This is a genomic window from Pseudomonas sp. SF2, from assembly GCF_036858055.1.
Classification (GTDB): Bacteria; Pseudomonadota; Gammaproteobacteria; order Pseudomonadales; family Pseudomonadaceae; genus Aquipseudomonas.
Genome location: NZ_JAMBDI010000022.1, coordinates 1 through 19,173, shown reverse-complemented (window position 1 = coordinate 19,173; position 19,173 = coordinate 1). Strand labels below are relative to the sequence as shown.

4 protein-coding genes are annotated in these 19,173 nt (G+C 65.6%); 1 reads left to right on the top strand and 3 read right to left on the bottom strand.

Features of this window, described 5'->3' with window-relative positions; all coding sequences use genetic code 11:
* Positions 1-3: 3 nt before the first annotated feature.
* The 3 genes from M2S36_RS14930 to M2S36_RS14920 are packed head-to-tail and all read right to left on the bottom strand — an operon-like array spanning position 4 to position 17,642.
* Positions 4-3,348, bottom strand: a complete 3,345-nt coding sequence (locus M2S36_RS14930; RefSeq protein WP_333957375.1) for an amino acid adenylation domain-containing protein — start codon at positions 3,346-3,348, stop codon at positions 4-6.
* A gap of 1 nt (position 3,349) precedes the next feature.
* Entirely contained in the window at positions 3,350-11,173 is a 7,824-nt protein-coding gene (locus M2S36_RS14925) for an amino acid adenylation domain-containing protein (RefSeq protein ID WP_333957374.1), read from the bottom strand.
* Between the two features lies 1 nt (position 11,174).
* On the bottom strand, positions 11,175-17,642 hold the full coding sequence (locus tag M2S36_RS14920) for an amino acid adenylation domain-containing protein (protein WP_333957373.1): 6,468 nt from the start codon (positions 17,640-17,642) through the stop codon (positions 11,175-11,177).
* A gap of 490 nt (positions 17,643-18,132) precedes the next feature.
* Here M2S36_RS14920 and M2S36_RS14915 point away from each other — a divergent pair, with 490 nt between their 5' ends.
* Positions 18,133-18,963, top strand: a complete 831-nt coding sequence (locus tag M2S36_RS14915; RefSeq protein WP_333957372.1) for an RHS repeat-associated core domain-containing protein — start codon at positions 18,133-18,135, stop codon at positions 18,961-18,963.
* Positions 18,964-19,173 lie beyond the last annotated feature (210 nt).

Genomic DNA, 19,173 nt, shown 5'->3' with positions numbered 1-19,173 from the left:
CTCCTAAGAAACCAGCTTTTCAATTTCCTCCGTAGTTAGACGTTTCAGGGCCTCCAGGGATTTAGCCAGTTCATTCTGAACGGGGTCTACCTGTGGCATGAGCTGCTCAAGCTGCGCGCAGTAGTCGCCCAGATCGGGGTATTCGAACAGCGCCTTCAGACTGACCGGCAGCCCGGCCTGTTCCTGGACCCGACTGGTTACCTGGGTTGCGATCAGCGAGTGCCCACCCAGCAGGAAGAAGTTGTCACCCAGGCCAACCCGTTCGACTTTCAGCACATCTGCCCAGATGGCGGCCACCTGCTGTTGCAAGGGAGTGCGCGGCGGCACATGGGCTTCTTCCGGCAGGGCAACGTCCGGGCGTGGCAGCGCCTTGCGGTCCAGCTTGCCGTTTGGTGTCAGTGGAAGCTTGTCGAGCAGCAACAGGTAGGAAGGCACCATGTATTCCGGCAGGTGTTTCCTCAATGCAGCGCGCAGGTGGTCACGCAGGAACGATTGCGCAGCGGCATCGACCATCACGCCAGCATCGGCAGGCACCACATAGGCCACCAGGTGCTGGCCAGCGGGCCCGTCAACGGCCATGACCACGGCTTCGCGCACAGCCTCCTGCTGCAGGCGCACCTCGATCTCGCCCAGTTCGATGCGGAAGCCGCGGACTTTCACCTGATGGTCCACCCGGCCGACGTACTCCAGCACACCATCAGGCCGATAACGGGCCAGGTCACCGGTCCGGTAGATGCGCCCGCCCTGCGCATCGAAGGGGTTGGGAATGAAGCGCTCGGCGCTGAGCCCCGGGCGCCTCAGGTAACCACGGGCCAAACCGGCACCGGCCAGGTACAACTCACCGACGACGCCCACCGGCACCGGTTGCAGTGCACCGCTCAACACGTAGGCAGCACTGTTGTGCAAAGGCCGGCCGATGTTGGCCTTACCACCGGCCGCCCTCAGCGTGCAGGTGGAATAGGTCGTGTCTTCGGACGGGCCATACAGGTCGTACACATCACTCACATGCTCCAGGTGATAGAGGTCGTCGACGATCGACTGCTTCAGCGCCTCGCCGCAGAGGTTGATGGTTTTGACCGACGGCGGAATGCTGCCGGTTTCGCACAACTGTTTGATCGCCGACGGCACAGTGTTCACCAGCCGCACCCGGTCCTTGGCAGCCAGGTTCGGTAGCTCGAGGGCATTGGCAGCCAGCACCGCATAGCCACCGGCCGACAGGGTGACGAACAGCTCCCAGACCGACAAGTCGAAGCAGATCGAGGTGGAGAACAGCACGCCACACAGGTCTGCCTGGCTGTAAACCGACAGCGACCAGCCGATCAGCGCCGCCACGCTGCGGTGCTCGACCTGCACGCCCTTGGGCTTGCCCGTCGAGCCTGATGTGTAGATGCAGTAGATAAGGTTGCGAGGGCTGGTCACACAGGTCAGGTCGGTGTCCGGGTAGCCTTCCAGCGACAGCTGGTCGAGCAGCAGCGTGCGCGACTGGAACTGCCCGGGCAATCGGGCAATCAGGCTGGTCTCCGACAGCAGCAGGATCGCCTGACTGTCTTCGAGCATGTATTCCAGGCGGTCCTGCGGGTATTCCGGGTCCAGCGGCACGTAGGCGCCACCCGCCTTGAGAATAGCCAGCAGGCCGACGACCATTTCCAGGGTGCGCTGCATGGCGATGCCCACCAGCACATCCGGGCCAACCCCCTGCTCGCGTAGCTTGTGCGCCAACTGGTTGGCCCGGCGGTTGAGGGCGGCATAGCTCAGCGTCTGCTCGCCGAAGATCAGCGCCGGGGCATCCGGGGCTTTCGCCACTTGCGCCTCGAACAGCTGGTGGATGCAACTGGCATTCGGGTAGCTGGCCTGGGTAGCGTTCCAGTCTTCGATGATCTGCCGGTACTCATTGGCGTCCAGCAGGGCCAGGTCTGCGATGCGCTGGGTGGGCTGCTCGACGATGGCCGTCAGCAGGTTCTGCCAGTGTCGGGCCAGGCTGCAGGCAGTCGAGGCATCGAACAGGTCGGTGGCATAGACCAGTGCAGCGCCGATACCGGTTTCGTGTTCGAAGGTTTCCAGGGTCAGGTCGAACTTGGCCGTGTGGTTGTCCCACGCCACAGCTTCCAGTTCCAGCCCCGGCAGACTGCGGCGCTCGCCCCTGGCCTGGGTCTGATGGTTGAACATCACCTGGAACAGCGGGCTGTGGTTAAGGCTGCGCTCTGGTTGCAGGGCCTCCACCAGTTGCTCGAACGGCAGGTCTTGATGGGCCTGAGCCTCGACCACACGCTGTTTGACCTGACCCAGGAAATCCGTGAAGGTCATCTGCACGTCGAACTCGGCCCGCAGTATCTGAGTGTTGACGAACAGGCCGATCAGGCGTTCTGTTTCCACCCGGTTACGGTTGGCTACCGGCACGCCGACGCGGATATCAGCCTGCCCCGAATAGCGGTGCAACAGGACCTGGAAGCTGGCCAGCAGCAGCATGAACGGCGTTACACCCTGTTGCTGGGCGAACTGCTTGAGCGCACGCGCCTGCTGTTCCTGCAAGTCAATAGCAAGCCGCCCTCCCTTGAGGCTGCTGACCGCTGGTCGCGGGCGGTCCATCGGCATTTCCAGTACCGTGTCCTCGCCACCCAGTCGCGCGGTCCAGTAGGCCAGTTGCCGTGCCTGCTCACCGGCCTCCATCCAGCTACGCTGCCAGATGGCGTAGTCGGTGTACTGGATGGGCAGCGCGGGCAGCTGCACATCACCGCCCTGGCTATAGGCCTCATACAGACGCATGAGCTCTTCCACCATCAACGACATGGACCAGCCATCGGCAATGATGTGATGGAGGGTCAGCACCAGCACGTGCTCGTGCGCATCGCGCGCCAGCAGTTTTACCCTCAGCAGCGGCCCATGCTCCAGGTCGAAGCCTTGACGTGCCTCGTGCTCCACTTGCTCGCGCAAGGCCTCCTCGCCTGCCCCATTCAGCTGTTCATAGGTCACCGTCAACGCAAGGTGTGGGTGAACCACCTGCTGCACCTGCCCGTCCTGTTGGTGGAAGGTGGTACGCAGCGCATCGTGCCTGGCCAGCAGGCTGTCGAAGGCTCGCTGCAGGGCTGCCCGGTCCAGGCTCCCCTTGAACCGCAAGGCCGAGGAAATGTTATACACCGCGCTCGCCGGGTCCAGCTTCCATAGGAACCACTGGCGTAGCTGGGCGTAGGAAAGCGGCAGCTGCTCGAAGTCTCCGCGCACCTGCGGAATGGGCAGTTGCGCCAGGCTGCCACCCTTGGATGCCAGCTTTTCCAGAAACAGCTTGCGCTGCTCGAGCGGCAGCCGAATGAAGCGGTGAACCAGATCGGTGTTGCGGTTATCGGTGCTCATCTCAAACTGCCTCAAGCTCATTCATGAAATCGTGGAACTCGTCCAGGTCTGCCGTGCATTCGGTAATAGCTGCGCTGACGGCGGCGGCGTAGTCACCAAGGTTGTCGGTCTGGAAAATCAGGGCCAGGGGTGTATCCGCACCCAGTTCCATCTGCAGGCGCGCCACCGCTTGCGTGGCGAGCAGGGAATGCCCGCCAAGCTGGAAGAAGTTGTCGCTCAGCCCGACCCGCTCCAGCTTCAGCACATCCGCCCAAATCGCCGCGATCTGCTGCTCCAGATCGCTCTGGGGCGCGATGTACTCGCCCTGCAACTGACTGGCATCCGGCTGCGGCAGGGCCTTGCGGTCCAGCTTGCCGTTCGGCGTAACTGGCAGTTTGCCAAGCAGCAGCAGGTGCGCCGGCACCATGTAGTCCGGCAAACCGGCCTTCAGCGCCTCGCGCAGGCTGTCGCGCAATGCACCTTCGTCTTGCGAGCTGTCGGCAGGCACCACATAACCCACCAGCTGCTTGCCGCTTGGCCCGTCCAAGGCCAACACCACGGCTTCCTGCACGCTCGGCAGCTCCAGCAGGCGCGCCTCGATCTCGCCCAGTTCGATGCGCAGGCCGCGGATCTTCACCTGGTGGTCGATGCGCCCGGCGTAGTCGATCACACCATCGGCGCGGTAGCGCGCCAGGTCGCCGGTGCGGTACAGGCGCCCGCCATTGTCGCTGAACGGATCCGGCACGAAGCGTTCGGCAGTCAGCGCCGGGCGCTGGTGGTAACCACGGGCCAGGCCGACACCGCCGAGGTACAGCTCGCCGGCACTGCCGCGTACCGCCGGTTGCAGGCTGCCTTCGAGGATGTGGGTCTTGAGGTTGTCGATCGGCTGGCCGATCGGCACGCTGATGCTTTCGTCCGGCTGGCAGGTCCAGTGGGTGACGTCGATCGCCGCTTCGGTCGGGCCGTACAGGTTGTACAGGCCCGCCGCCGGCAGGCGCTGCAGGGTCTGGCGGGCCAGCTCGGCCGGCAGTGCTTCACCGCTGCACACCACGCGCTTGAGGCTGACGCAGCTTTCGACCGCTTCGTGGGTCATGAACGCCTGCAGCATCGACGGCACGAAGTGCAGCGTGCTGATGCCGTAATGGTTGATGGTTTCCACCAGTAGCTGCGGGTCGCGGTGCGCGCCCGGCTGGGCCACCACCAGGCGTGCCCCGGTCATCAGCGGCCAGAAGAACTCCCACACCGACACGTCGAAGCTGAACGGGGTTTTCTGCAGCACGCTGTCGCTGGCGTCCAGGCCGTAGGCCTTCTGCATCCACCACAGGCGGTTGACCAGCGCCTGATGGCTGTTGCCAGCGCCCTTCGGGCGACCGGTGGAGCCGGAGGTGTAGATCACGTAGGCGAGGTTCAGCGGCGCCACGTCGATGTTCAGGTTGGCATCGCTGTAGCCGTCGAGGTTCTCGGTATCCAGGTCCAGGCTGCGCAAGCCGGCCGGGATCGGCAGGGCTTGGTGCAAGTGCGACTGGGTCAGCAGCAAGGCGATGCCGCTGTCCTCGAACATGTAGCTCAGGCGGTCCTGGGGGTACTCCGGGTCCAGCGGCACATAGGCGCCACCGGCCTTCACGATGCCCAGCAGGCCGATGACCATCTCCAGGCTGCGCTCCATGGCGATGCCCACCAGCACGTCCGGGCCCACGCCCTGCTCGCGCAGCTTGTGCGCCAGCTGGTTGCCACGGCGGTTGAGCTCGGCATAGCTCAGGGTCTGCTCGCCAAAGGCCAGCGCCGGGGCGTCCGGGGTGGCGAACACCTGGGCTTCGATCAGCTGGTGGATGCTGCGCTCGTGCGGGTACGGCGCCTGGGTTTCGTTCCAGCCTTCGACCATTTGCTGCTGTTCTGGCAGGCCCAGCATTGGCAGCTCGCCCACCACCGCGTCGGCATTCTCCACCAGCGCCTGCAGCAGGTTGGCAAAGTAGCCAGCCAGGCGGCCAATGCTCTCGTCGCTCCACAGCGCACGGTCGTGGCTGTACTGCATCGACAGCGTGGTGCCCAGTTCCACCACCAGGGTCAGCGGGTAGTTGGTCTGCTCCTGCACGGACACGTCGCCGAAGCGCAGGCCACCGGGCGCGCCCTGTTGCAGCGCCTCGGCCACCGGGTAGTTCTCGAACACCAGGATGCTGTCGAACAAGGCGTCACCGCCCTGCCCCGCCCAGCGCTGCACGTCGTACAGCGGGGTATGCTCGAACTCGCGCACGGCCAGGTTGCCGGCCTGCACCTGGCCGATCCATTCGGCCACGGTCTGCTCGGCACGCGGGGCGCCAATCACCGGCAAGGTGTTGATGAACAGGCCGATCTGCTCCTCTACGCCCGGCAGGTCTGCCGGGCGGCCGGCGACCGTGGCGCCGAAGCACACGCTGGCCTGGCCGGTGCAGCGCTGCAACAGCAGCAGCCAGGCCGATTGCACCAGAGTGTTGACCGTGACCCGGTTGGCCCGGGCGAAGGCTTCGATGCGTGCGGTCTGCTCGCGGTCGAAGGCCAGGCGGTGGTCGCCATGGCCGCTGCCGTTTGCGCCTGCGCTGCCGGCGATGGCCTGGGCCAGACGGGTCGGCTCGTCCAGGGCCGCAAGCTGGCCTTTCCAGAAGGCTTCGGCAACGGCCGCGTCCTGGCCCTGCAGCCAGGCGATGTAGTCGCGGTAGTGCGTGGCCTGGGCCTGCGGCGCCAGGCCGGCATAGCGCTGCAGCACTTCACCCAACAGGCGCGAGGTGCTCCAGCCGTCCATGAGGATGTGATGGTTGGTATAGATCAGGTGGTGGCGGGTATCGCCCGTGCGCACCAGTACCAGGCGCAGCAGCGGCGCGGCAGACAGGTCGAAGCCGCGCTGGCGCTCACCCTCGGCCAGTGCCTGCAATGCCTGCTCCAGCGCCGGCTGGCCACGCCAGTCGTGCTCGCTGCACGGCAGTTCGACGGCCTTGCGTACCACCTGCACGGCCTGCTCCAGCTCGCCTTGCAGGATGAAACCGCTGCGCAGGATGTCGTGGGCATCGAGCGTGGCCTGCCAGGCCTGCTGGAAACGCTGCACATCCAGCCCGTCCACATCCACGCGCAGCTGGTTGATGTAGTTGCCGGCCTGCTGGTCGTAAAGGGTGTGGAACAACATGCCCTGCTGCATGGGTGACAGCGGGTACAGGTCGGCGATCTGCCCGGGCTCCAGCGGCAGGCTGTCCAGTTGCGCCTGGGTCAGCGCGGCCAGCGGGAAGTCCGACGGTGTCACGCCCTGGTGCCGGGTATCGCAGCAGTGCTCGACCAGCTCTGCCAAGGCCTGTCCGTAGGCCTGGGCCAGCTTCTCGATGGTGGCCGGGTGATGAACGTCGGCGCTGTAGGTCCACTCCAGGAACAACTCGCCGCCGTACACCTGGCCGGTGATGCTCAGCCAGTTGCCCAGCTGTGCGCCGGCACATTGGGTACGGCCTGCACTTTCCCCGCTCGGGGTGAACAGGGTGCCGGCCTCGGCATCGAAGCTGGTATCGAACTGGCCCAGGTAGTTGAAGGTGACACGGGCCTGGGTGGCACGCTCGAGCCGGTCACGCACTTCAGCATCGCCGAAGTAGCGCAACAGGCCGTAGCCGAGGCCTCTGTCCGGCACGCCGCGCAGTTGCTCCTTGATCGCCTTGATCGACTGGCCAAGGTCCTGGGCGGGTGTGAGGCGCACCGGGAACAGGCTGGTGAACCAGCCCACGGTGCGGCTGAGGTCGAGGTCGTCGAACAGGTCTTCGCGGCCATGGCCTTCCAGCAGTACCTGCACGTTGTCCCGTGCGCTCCACTGGCACAGGGTGCGCGCCAGCGCGGTCAGCAGCAGGTCGTTGATCTGCGTGCGGTAGGCCGCCGGGGCCTGTTTCAGCAGCTTGGCGGTGCGCTCGGCATCCAGCCGCGTGGCGGCGGAGCGGGCATGGGTGTTGGCCAGGCTGCCCTGCGGGTTGTCACGCGGCAGTTCGCCGTGGTCGCCGGCCAGGGCCTGCAGCCAGTAGTCGCGCTGTGCATGCAGCGCCGGGCTGCCGGCATGGCTGACCAGGCGCTCGGCCCAGGTTTTTACCGAGGTGGTCTTGGCGGGCAGACTCACGGCCTGGCCGTTCAGCAGTTGCCGGTAGGCCGCTTGCAGGTCTTCCAGCAATACCCGCCACGACACGCCGTCGACCACCAGGTGATGGACTACCAGTAGCAGACGCTGTTGGCCATCGGCGAAGTCGAACAGTTCGGCGCGCAGCAGCGGCCCGTGCTCCAGGTTCAGGCTGGCCTGTACCTGGTTGCCGGCGGCGTCCAGTTCATTCAGTGCGGCCAGGTTGCGCTGGCGCAGCAGTGGTGCATTGTCCAGCGGCTGGAAGCGCGCCTGCCACTGGCTTTCGCCACGGCTGAAGCGCAGGCGCAGGGCATCGTGCTGCTCGACCACGGCGCGCAGGGCTGCCTCCAGGTGTTGCACCTGCACCGGGCTGGCCGGCTTGAGCAGCACCGACTGGTTCCAGTGCGCCGGCTGGGCGATCTCCATCTCGAAGAAACGCGCCTGGGCCGGCAGCAATGCCACCTCACCGCTGGTGGCGGTGTCCACGGCTGCGGCCGCAACCGCTTGCTTGGGCTCGATGCGCTTGGCTACCTGGGCCAGCTGGGCGATGGTCTGTTGTTCGAACAGCTGCTTGGGGGTGATCCTGATGCCCTGGCGTTTGGCCCGGGCGATGATCTGCAGGCTGAGGATCGAGTCGCCGCCCAGTTCGAAGAAGTTGTCGGTGCTGCCGACCTGCTCCAGCTTGAGCACATCGGCCCACACTCCGGCCAGCTTTTCCTCGATATCGCCTTGCGGCGCCACATAGCCACGGCTGACCGCGCCCGGTGCCGGCAAGGCGCGCTTGTCGAGCTTGCCGTTGGCAGTCAGTGGCAGGCGCTCCAGCAGCAATATCTGCGCCGGCACCATGTAGTCCGGCAGGCGCGCCTGCAATTGCGCCTGCAGTTGCTGCACGGTCACACCCGCATCAGCCACCCCGTAAGCCACCAGTTGCAGGCGCTCGGCGTCGCCCTCCAGCGGCAAGGCCAGTACCACGGCCTCGCTGACACCGGGCAGGCCGGCCAGCACCCGGCCGACTTCACCCGGCTCCACACGATAACCACGGATTTTCACCTGGTCGTCAGCACGGCCAATGAACTCGACCAGGCCATCGGCAGTGAGCCGCGCGCGGTCGCCGGTGCGGTACAAGCGGGCACCACCCTCGGTCGGCACGAAGCGTTCGGCGGTCAACGCTGGCTGGCCCAGGTAGCCCTGGGCGACGCCTTGCCCGCCCAGGTAAAGCTCACCGGGCACCTGCGCCGCCAACGGGTTGAGGTAGCCATCCAGCACCTGGGCGCAGGCGTTGCCCAGCGGGCGCCCGACCGGCACCGTGCGGCAACCTGGCAGCGGCTGACCCGGCTCGAAGGTGAGCACGCCGACAGTGGTTTCGGTCGGGCCGTAGTGGTTGATGACCCGGCAGGCCGGGCGCAGCTCGCGGACCTTTTCCAACAAGCCCCAACTGCATGCCTCGCCCCCCAGGATCAGCGCTTCGGCGGGCAGCACATCGGCGGCGCGAGCCGCTTGCAGCAGCCCTTGCAGGTGGCTCGGCACCAGCTTGAGCACGCCGACCTGGTGCTGCGCCATGTAGCTGGCGAAGCCATCCGGGTCGAACGCCAGTTCCTGCGGTAGCAGGTGCAGCAGGCGGCCCGAGGCCAGGGCACCGAACAGCACGGTGTGGCCCAGGTCGGCCGCGGTGGTGGAGACCATCGCCATGCTCGCTGCGGCCGGCAGTTGCAGGCGCTCCAGCACCGCCTGAATGTAGCTGGCAAGTGCGCCGTGGCTGACCACCACGCCTTTCGGCTGGCCGGTCGAGCCCGAGGTGTAGATCAGATAGGCCGGTTGTTCGGCGGCGATGGCCACTTCGACCGGGCTGTCACTGCAGGTAGCCCAGGCGGTGTGATCGCAGGCAATCAGCTGCACGCCGTCCAGGCCAGCAAAGCGCAGGTCGCCCGGTTCGTGCATCAGCACGGCGGCGCCACTGTCGGCAACCAGTTGTTGCAGGCGCTCCTGCGGTTGCTGGGTGTCCAGCGGCAGGTAGGCGGCACCGGTCTTGAGCACTGCGAGCAAGGCGCTGATCCAATCGATGGAGCGTGGCAGGCACAGGGCAACGATGCTGCCGGCACCGACGCCGTGCTGGCGCAGGTAGTCGGCCAGGCGGTTGGACGCCGCCTCCAGCCCGGCCTGGGTCATGAACCGGTCACCGGCACGCACACCGCCGTGGGCCTGGCCTTGCGCCAGTGCCTGGCGCCACAGGGCTAGGAAGTTGCCGTGCGGGTAGGCCTGCGTGGCCGCTGGCAGCAGCGTCGCTACTTGCGGGCTATCGACGATCGCCTGCTGCGGGTCGCGGATCAGCGCATCCAGCACCTGGCGCAGCGAAGCGGCCATGCGTTCGATGGTGGCCTGTTCGAACAGGTCGGTGGCATAGGTGAAGTAGCCTTCGATGCCGTCAGCCTTGTCGGAGAAGTCGAACGCCAGGTCGAAGCGGGCATCGCCACCATCACGGGCAAAACCTTCCACCTCCAGCGCGCCCAGGCGCCTGCGCCCTGTATCGCTGGCGGCCACGTGCTGGTTGATCTTGAACTGGAACAGCGGGTTGTGGGCCAGGTTGCGCTCAGGCAGCAAGGCATCGACCAGGTGCTCGAACGGCAGTTCCTGGTGCGACTGGGCGCCGCCGATCACGTCTTTGACCTGCTCCAGCAACGCGGCGAAGGTGGCGCGCTCGTCCACCTGCACACGCAACACCTGGGTGTTGATGAAGAAGCCGATCAGGCCTTCCAGCTCCTTGCGGTTGCGCCCGGCGTTCGGAGCACCGATGCGGATATCAGCCTGGCCGCTGTAGCGCGACAACACCACCGCCATGGCCGCCAGTACCAGCACGAATAACGTGTGGCCACCCTTGCGCGCCTGGCTGCGCAGGGCCTCGGCCTGCTCGGCGCCGATGTCCACGCGCACCACCGCGCCACGCTGGCTGGGCGTGGCCGGGCGCTCGAAGTCCAGCGGCAGGCTCAGCACCGGCTGCTCGTCGCCCAGCTGGGCCTGCCAGTAGGCCAGCTGGCGCTGCGCTTCACCGGCCTCAAGCCAGGCGCGCTGCCAGATGGCGTAGTCGGCGTACTGGATCGGCAACGCCGGCAACTCGGCCTGCCGGCCTTCGGCCAGGGCGCTGTACAGCTGGATGAATTCCTGCACCAGCACATCGCTGGACCAGCCGTCGGAGATGATGTGGTGCATGCTCAGCGCCAGCACGTGGTGATCGGCGGCCACGCGCAGCAGGGTCACCCGCAGCAGCGGACCGGTCAGCAGGTCGAAGGGCTGCTTGAGGGCCGCGTCCACGGCCACGCTCAGCGCTGCCTCATCGGCGGCACCGTCGAACATCACCAGTTCCAGCGCCAGCGGGCAGTGCTCAAGGATTTCCTGGTGGAACTCGCCCTCCTCCGAGGCGAAGCGCGTGCGCAGCGACTCGTGGCGTTGCACCAGCGCATCCAGCGCCTGTTGCAGCACCGCCTGGTCCAGGGCGCCCTTCAGGCGTACCGCCATCGGCACGTTGTAGGCCGGGCTGTCGGGCTCCAGCTGCCAGAGAAACAGCAGACGCTGCTGGGCGTAAGACAGCGGAATACGCGCCAGGCCCTGGCGCGCAGGCACGATGGGCAGCAGGCGGAAGCTCTGCCCGCTGGCCTGCATCTTTTCCAGGATCTGCTGGCGTTGTTCCACGGGGAGGCCAACGAAACGTTGGGCGATGCGTTGTGCGGCAGTGAGTTCCATGTCAGGCCTCTGTGAATGCATTCATCATTTGTTCGATATCGCTCAGGCCGTCGTCGGAGAGCGACAGGCCCTGTTCGTCCAGCGCCTGGGCGAACGCGCGCAATTCGGGGTGGCTGAAGATCAGCCGCAGGGGGATGTCGAGCCCCAACTCGACGTTGATCCGCGACACGGCCTGGGCCGCCAGCAAGGAGTGGCCGCCCAGCTCGAAGAAGTTGTCGTTCAGGCCGACCCGGGCAACGTTGAGCAACTGCGCCCAGATGCTCGCCAGCTGCTGTTGCCGCTCGGTCTGCGGCGCCTGGTAGTCATGCTGTGGCTGGTTCGGGTCGGGTAGCGGCAGGGCCTTGCGGTCGAGTTTGCCGCTGGGGGTCAGCGGCATGCTCGGCAGTGTCACCAGGTAGGCCGGGATCATGTAGTCCGGCAGCCTGGCCTTGAGGTACTGCTTCAAGGCCAGGCGCAGATCGCCGCGGTAGCCTTCGGCCGGCACCGCGTAGGCGCACAGCTGCTTGCCACTGGGCAGGTCGATGGCCAGCACGGTGGCTTCGCGTACGTCCGGGTGCGCCCGCAGGTACTGCTCGATCTCGCCCAGCTCGATACGGAAGCCGCGCACCTTCACCTGGTGGTCGACCCGGCCGCGATAGGCCAGCTGACCGTTTTCGTCATAACAGCCGAGGTCGCCGGTGCGGTACAGACGGCCACCGCCAACCGGGTCGAACGGGTCGGGGATGAAACGCTCGGCGGTGAGTGACGGCCGCTGGTGATAACCGCGCGCCAGGCACCCTGCCCCGCCAATGAACAGCTCGCCGGGCACGCCTACCGGTGTCGGCGCCAGGCCGTCGTCCAGGGCATGCAAGGTACGCCCCGGCAAGGCACGGCCGATCGGCACGCCACCCTGGCTGACCTGCTCCACGGTCATCTGCGAGCAGTCGTAGGTGGTGGCGACCACGGTGGCTTCGGTCGGGCCGTAGGTGTTCAGCAGACGCACCGCTGGCGGGCCATCGGCCAGCCAGGCGCGCAGGGCATCTTCCGGCACCGCCTCACCCCCCACGTGAATCTGTTTCAGCCGGCCATAGGCCTCGGGGGCTCGGCGCTCCAGCGCCAGCAGGCGCCAATAGGCCGCCGGCAGGTCGGCCACGGTCACGCCGTGGCGGTTGATCTCGTCCAGCAGGGTGGCGGTGTCCCACAGCCGCAGGTCGCGCAGCACCACACAGGCGCCTTGGGCCAGCGGCGGGAAGAACTGCTCGATGAAGCCGTCGAAGCTGACGGTGGCGAACTGCAGCACTCGATCATCCGGGCTGAGGCGCGAATAGTCGCCGGCCACCTGGCAGAACACCGACAGGGCCTGGTGGTCGATGGCCACGCCCTTGGGCATGCCGGTGGAGCCGGAGGTGTAGATGACATAGGCGAGGTTGTGCGGTGCAGCCAGGTTGGCCAGCGGCTCGGCGGGCCAGGCATGCAGCCACTCGGTGCCCGGTTCCAGTACCACGCAGGGCAGTTGCTTGCCCGCTTGCAGGCGCTCACGCGAGGGCGCGTCGGCCAGCAGCAGGCCGATGTTGCTGTCCTCGACCATGTAGGCCAGACGCTCTTGCGGGTAGTCCGGGTCCAGCGGCACGTAAGCGCCACCTGCCTTGTGAATGGCGACCAGCGCCAGGGCCATGCCCAGGCCGCGCTCGACGGCCACGCCGACCAGGCAATCCGGCCCCACGCCCAGCGCCCGCAGGCGGTGGGCCAGCTGGTTGCTGCTGCGGTCCAGTTCGGCATAGGTCATCTGCTGGTCGTCGAAGATCAGCGCCAGCGCATCCGGCCGCTCACGCGCCTGGCGCTCCAGCAACTGGTGCGCGCACAAGCCGCTGCCAGCCTGGGGTGCCGGGTTCCAGCCGTAGGTCAGCTGCTGGCGTTCGACACTGCCGAGGAAGTCCAGCTCGGCAATGCAGCGCTGCGGTTCGGCGCAGATGGCTTGCAGCAGTGCTTGCCAATGCCCGGCCATGCGCTCGATGCGTGCGGCATCGAACAGGTCGGTGGAATAGTTGAACGAAGCGGTTACGCCATCGGAGCGCTCCAGGGTGTTGAGCGAAATGTCGTACTGCGCGCCCGGCTCCTGCAGGCCCACTTCCTTGACCTGCAGGCCGTGCAAGGCATCGCTGGAAACCTGCTCGCCAAGGTCGCGCAGGTGGTTGTACAGCACCTGGAAGAACGGGTTCACGCCCTGGTCGCGCTCCGGGTACAGCGCTTCGGCTACCTCCAGGAACGGTACATCCTTGTTGGCCTGGGCCTGCAAGGTGGTTTCCTTGATCGCCGCCAGCAACTGCGGGAACGGCTGGCTGCCATCGACACTGATGCGGGCCACCACCACGTTGATGAAGAAGCCGATCAGCCCCTCCAGCTCCAGGCGATTGCGGTTGGTGACCGGCACGCCGATGTTGAGCGTGCCCTTGCGGCTGTAGCGCGACAGCACGATGGCATACGCCGCCAGGAACACATGGAACAGCGTGGTGTTGGATGCCACCGCCAGTGCCCGCAGGCGCTCGGTGAGGGCCTGCGGCAGGCGCACGTCGAAGCGGCTGCCCTGGTAGCTTTTGACCTGTGGGCGAATGCGATCGGCGGGCAGTTCCAGCACTTCGAAGTCGTCTTCCAGGCGGGCCTTCCAGTAGCCGATCTGCGCCTGCATCTGCCCCTCGGCCAGCCACTTGCGCTGCCAGGCGGCGAAATCGGCGTACTGCACCGGCAGCGGCTCGAGGGTTTGCGCCTGGCCCGTGGCGGCGGCGTTGTAGCCGGCGGCGAACTCGCGCACCAGCAGGCTCATCGACCAGCCATCGGAGACGATATGGTGCAAGGTCAGCGACAGCAGGTGCTCCTGTGCATGCACCTTGAACAGCCGGGCACGCAGCAGCGGACCGCGCTCCAGGTCGAACGGCACGAAGGCTTCGGCTTCCAGCTTGCGCATCTGCGCGGCGTGGTCCTGGCCGCTGAGGTCTTCGAAAGCGATCGGGACCGTGGCCGCCGGCAAGATGCGCTGCCAGGGCAGGCCGTCGGCCTCGACGAACACCGTGCGCAACGATTCATGGCGGGCCACCAAGGCATCCAGTGCGGCCTGCACGGCGGCGCGGTCGAGGTGGCCCTGCATACGCACGGCCATCGGCGTGTTGTAGGCCAGGCTTTCGGGGTTGAGCTTCCAGAACAGCCACTGGCGGTTTTGCGAACGGGACACCGGCAGGGGTTGCTGGCGGTCGAGGATTTCGATGTCCAGGCCCGCGCCCTGCTCGCCTTCGGCCACAGCCTGGGCAAAGGCCTGCAGGTCGACGGTGTCGAACAGGGTGCGCAGCGGGATATCCACGCCCAGTTGCTTGCGTATCCGCGATACCGCCTGGGTGGCCAGCAGCGAATGGCCGCCAAGGGCAAAGAAGTTGTCGCTCAGGCCTACCTGCGGTACTTGCAGGACTTGCGCCCAGATCTGCGCCAATTGCGTTTGCAGCGGGGTCTGCGGCGCCTGGTAGGCCACCTGGGTGGCGACGGGCTCCGGCAGCGCCTTGACATCGACCTTGCCGTTGACCGTGACCGGCAGGTGCTCCAGCACCATCAGGTGGGTCGGCACCATATGCTCGGGCAGCAGGCTTTTGAGGCTGGCGCGGATCGATTCCTGCCAGGCCAGGCTGTCGGCCGGCATCTGGCTGGGCACCAGCCAGGCAGCCAGTTGCAGTTGCGGCGCCTGGCCATGCACGCGAACCAGGGCATTGGCAACGCCATCCAGGGCACGCAGCCGGTTTTCGATTTCGGCCAGTTCCACGCGATAGCCACGGATCTTCACCTGGCCATCCATGCGCCCGGCAAACTGCAGGTCGCTGCCTTGGCGTACCCAGTCACCGCTGCGGTACAGGCGTTGGCCGTGGCTGCCGCTCGGGTCGGGGACGAAGCGCTCGGCGGTGAGTGCCGGGCGGTTCAAGTAGCCACGGGCCAGGCCGGCGCCGCCGATATACAGCTCACCCTTGGCCTTGGTCGGCAGGGGTTGCAGGCAGTGGTCGAGCACCGCGACGCGGGTGTTGGCCAGCGGCTGGCCGAGGCTGGCCTGCTCGTTCAGCTCGGCGACCAGCACACCGACGGTGGTCTCGGTCGGGCCGTAATGGTTGAACACCTTGAGCGCCGGGGCCAGGTTGCGGACCTTGCCCAGCAGGCTCGGGCTGATGGCCTCGCCGCCGAGCACCAGGCACTGTGCCGGCAGCGCCGAGCGACCTGCCACCAACATGGCCTCCAGGTGCGACGGTACGATCTTCAGCGCGTCTACCTGGTGCTCGGCCAGGTAGGCGGCGAAGCCTTCGGCATCCAGCACCTGCTCGCGTAGCAGCAAATGCAGGGTGTGTCCGCCGCACAGGGCGCCGAACAGCATGGTGTGGCCAAGGTCGGCAGCCGGGGTCGAGACCTGGGCCATGCTGCGGATACGCTCGACCGGCAAACGCGCGCTGACGCCTTCGACGTAGTTGGCCAGGGCGCCGTGGCTGATCGCCACGCCCTTGGGCTGGCCGGTGGTGCCGGAGGTGTAGATCACGTAGGCCAGGTTGGCCGGTGCCGGGACGATGCGGGCGGCACGGCCATTGCCGGTTTGCGTCCAGTCCAGACGCTGCACACCCTCGGGCAGTTCGGCCTGCCAGTCATCGGGCCCCAGCAGCAGGCGCGCGCCGCTGTCGGCAAGCATGTAGGCCAGGCGTTCGGCCGGCTGCTCGGGCTCCAGTGGCAGGTAGGCGCCACCGGCCTTGAGCGCGCCGAGGATACTGGCGAGCATGCCGACACTGCGGTTGGCCAGCACGCCGACCAGTGTGTCCGGCCCTGCTCCGGCTTCCACCAGCCGACCTGCAATGGCCTCGGCGCGGGCATCGAGCTCGGCGAAGCTGGCCTGCTCGCCCGCAGCCATCACCGCCGTGCGCTCGGGGTGGCGCTTGGCGGCGGCGGCAAAGCGCTGGTGGACCAGCAGCGTTGCGTCAGCCTGCGCAGGCGCGCCAATGGCAGTAGCCAGGCCTGGTAATGGCAGCTCGCCGACTGCGCCACCCGCCTCGTCGGCCAACGCCTGCACCAGGGCCAGCCACTGCTCGCCAAGGGCTTCGACGGTGGCCGCATCGAACACGTCGGTCGCATAGGTGAACGCTGCGTGCAGCTGCCCCGCTCGCTCATGGGTGTCCAGCGCCAGGTCGAAGCGGGCGCTGTGCTTTGCCAGCACGACCGGCGCCAGGCTCAGGCCGGAGCGGGTCTCGATGGCCTGCACATCCGCCACCTGCGCCTGGTGGTTGAACAGCACGCGGAACAGCGGGCTTTCGCTGGTGCGCGGCAGGTCCAGGGCTTCGACCAGTTGTTCGAACGGCAGGTCCTGATGGCTTTGCGCGCCCACGGCGGTTTCGCGCACGCGCTGCAACAGACCGGCGATGTCCAGCAAAGGGTCGATTTCGGTGTGCAGTACCTGGGTATTGATGAAGCAGCCGATCAGCCCTTGGCTTTCGGCGCGGTTACGGTTGGCGATAGGCACGCCGACGCGGATCGCCGACTGGCCACTGTAGCGTTGCAGCAGCAGCTTGAAGGCGGCCAGCAGGACCATGAACAGGGTGACGTTATGCTTGCGTGCCAGACCGCGCAGGCGTTCGGCGACATCGGCGGCGATGGGGAACTCGTAGCGCGCGCCGCGATAGCTGGGGCGGCCCTGGCGGTTGCGGTCCAGTGGCAGCGCCAGCGGTGAATGGTCGTCGCCCAGGCGCGCCTGCCAGTAGGCCAGCTGGCGCTCCTGCTCACCGGCCTGGAGCCAGCTGCGCTGCCACAGGGCGTAGTCGCGGTACTGGATCGGCAGCGGTTCCAGGCGGGCTTCGCTGCCGGCCACGGCGGCGTCGTACAGGTGCAGGAATTCGTCGATCAGCACGTTCATCGACCAGCCGTCGGCGACGATGTGGTGCAGGGTCAGCAGCAGAATGTGCTCCTGTGCCGCCAGTTGCAGCAGGCGTACACGCAGCAGCGGGCCGCTGGCCAGGTCGAAGGGGGCCAGGGCTTCGGCTTCGGCGATGGTTTCGATGGCGGCCTGACGGGCACCCTCGTCAAGGCCGGCCAAGGCATCCTGTTGCAGCTGCAACGGGGCGGCGCTGGCATCGACCTGCTGGCGCACGTCATCGCCGTCGGCGACAAAGCGGGTGCGCAGGGTTTCGTGGCGGGCCACCAGGGCATCGAAGGCATGCTGCAGGGCAGCCAGGTCCAGCGGGCCATTCAGGCGCACGGCCATGGGCAGGTTGTACGCCGCACCTTGTGGGTCGAGCTGCCAGAGGAACCACATGCGCCGCTGGGCGTACGACAGCTGGTCACGCTCGGCCACCTGCACCCCGGGCGCGATCGGCAACACGGAAAAATCCATGCCCTCGCCCTGCAGCGCCTTGAGGAACAGGCGGCGCTTGTCGGGGCTGAGTTCGATGAAGCGTCGGGCGAGCTTGAGCGTTTGGTCGGCATTCATGTCGAGCGGTGTCCTGGCAGTCGAGCGGTAACTGTCAGACGAAGGTGTGGGGGGGTGATTTAGGGGGGCAGCAGGTAGGCGGTGCCGAGCCACCAATGTGTGAGCACCATCGATCAGTGTAGGAGCGGGTTCACCCGCGAACGCGGTGGCGGCTGCGGCGGTGACTGGCCTGGGATATTGGCCAGCAGGCCCGGCCCTTTCGCGGGTAAACCCGCTCCTACAATGGCCGGTGCCGAACCAACGAGGTGTGAGCCCCCCGATCAATGTAGGAGCGGGTTCACCGCGAATGCGGTGGCGGCTGCGGCGGTGGCCAATTCGATTTTCCTGCGGGAGCGACGGTTCGCCGCGAAGATGCCAGGAACCGACTGGCACTTCCAAAACCATGTATTTTGACAAAGAATTTCTATTATCAAACTGACAGTAATGCCAGTTTAAAAACAGCCATACACATGCAAGAGTACCTGAACAACCCCTGACAGGAAGATCACCCATGAACAACGGCCCAACAGAAAAACACTTTTTTTTCTACAATTCAGAACACCTCTCAACTTTGACCACACCAACACAAAGTACACGGGTTCTTCGCCATCATTACCCCGCCGCAGAAATTATGCATACTGACGTGCAGACACAGAATACTTTGATCTCGACTGACAACCACTCCAGCACAACACGCGCAAGAAACGCAGACTTCGATGAGACCTTCACGTATTCCCCGTATGGAAACTCCCCTACCGGGAGCAACCCGGCACTTCTAACAAACTTCAACGGCGAAATGAAATACTTTTCCAGCTTATATGCTTTAGGCCAAGGACGAAGATTTTACAGCACGGCATTTATGAGATTTCTCTCGCCTGACATCATGAGCCCTTTCATTCCTGGCAACCTAAACTCCTACTGCTATTGCAGCGGCGACCCTGTAAATTACTTTGATCCCAGTGGGTTTATGCGGGCTTCTTTCAAAACTCCGAACCCGAGCCCTGCTACAAAAAAAATAGTTAAGATACCTGCAGGCCCCCATTATCAGCATACATACGACGCCAGTGAAACTCCGGCATTCAAGCCAATGCATGGCAAGGCAACAAAGGGCGTGCTAAAAAACAACGCACACCCACAATCATCGCGCCCACCAGCACGATCGGCCCGCGACCTTGAAATTGACCGTTTGGTAGCGTTAGATCCAGAAAGTTCAGAGTTGAGTGACGCAATTTACGCTCAGGAGCAAACAGTCGACAACTTTCGAGACCGCCTATTAAAAGAGAAGCTCGACGAACTACAATCCAAAAATTATACGATCGAAAAAACATTCTTACCCGACTAATGACGGCCACTAACCGGGAAGTAATTGCAAACAAAGAAATCAGACAAGACAATGATACACGCGACCTTACCAAGCGAAAGTATCGATGGATAGGTTTCCCTGAAGAAAAATGAGTATCACAGTCACGCCATCAATAACTTCAAGTTGGACCCTAGGGATTCTCCAATCAAGTCAGCACAGGCCGTCTGACCTGTGCTGACTTGATTGGAG

What these genes read in the sequence shown, in the direction of transcription:
- M2S36_RS14925 (WP_333957374.1), bottom strand. Translation starts at nt 11,173, where the DNA reads ATGGAACTCACTGCCGCACAACGCATCGCCCAACGTTTCGTTGGCCTC.
- M2S36_RS14920 (WP_333957373.1), bottom strand. Translation starts at nt 17,642, where the DNA reads ATGAATGCCGACCAAACGCTCAAGCTCGCCCGACGCTTCATCGAACTC.
- M2S36_RS14915 (WP_333957372.1), top strand. Translation starts at nt 18,133, where the DNA reads ATGAACAACGGCCCAACAGAAAAACACTTTTTTTTCTACAATTCAGAA.
- M2S36_RS14930 (WP_333957375.1), bottom strand. Translation starts at nt 3,348, where the DNA reads ATGAGCACCGATAACCGCAACACCGATCTGGTTCACCGCTTCATTCGG.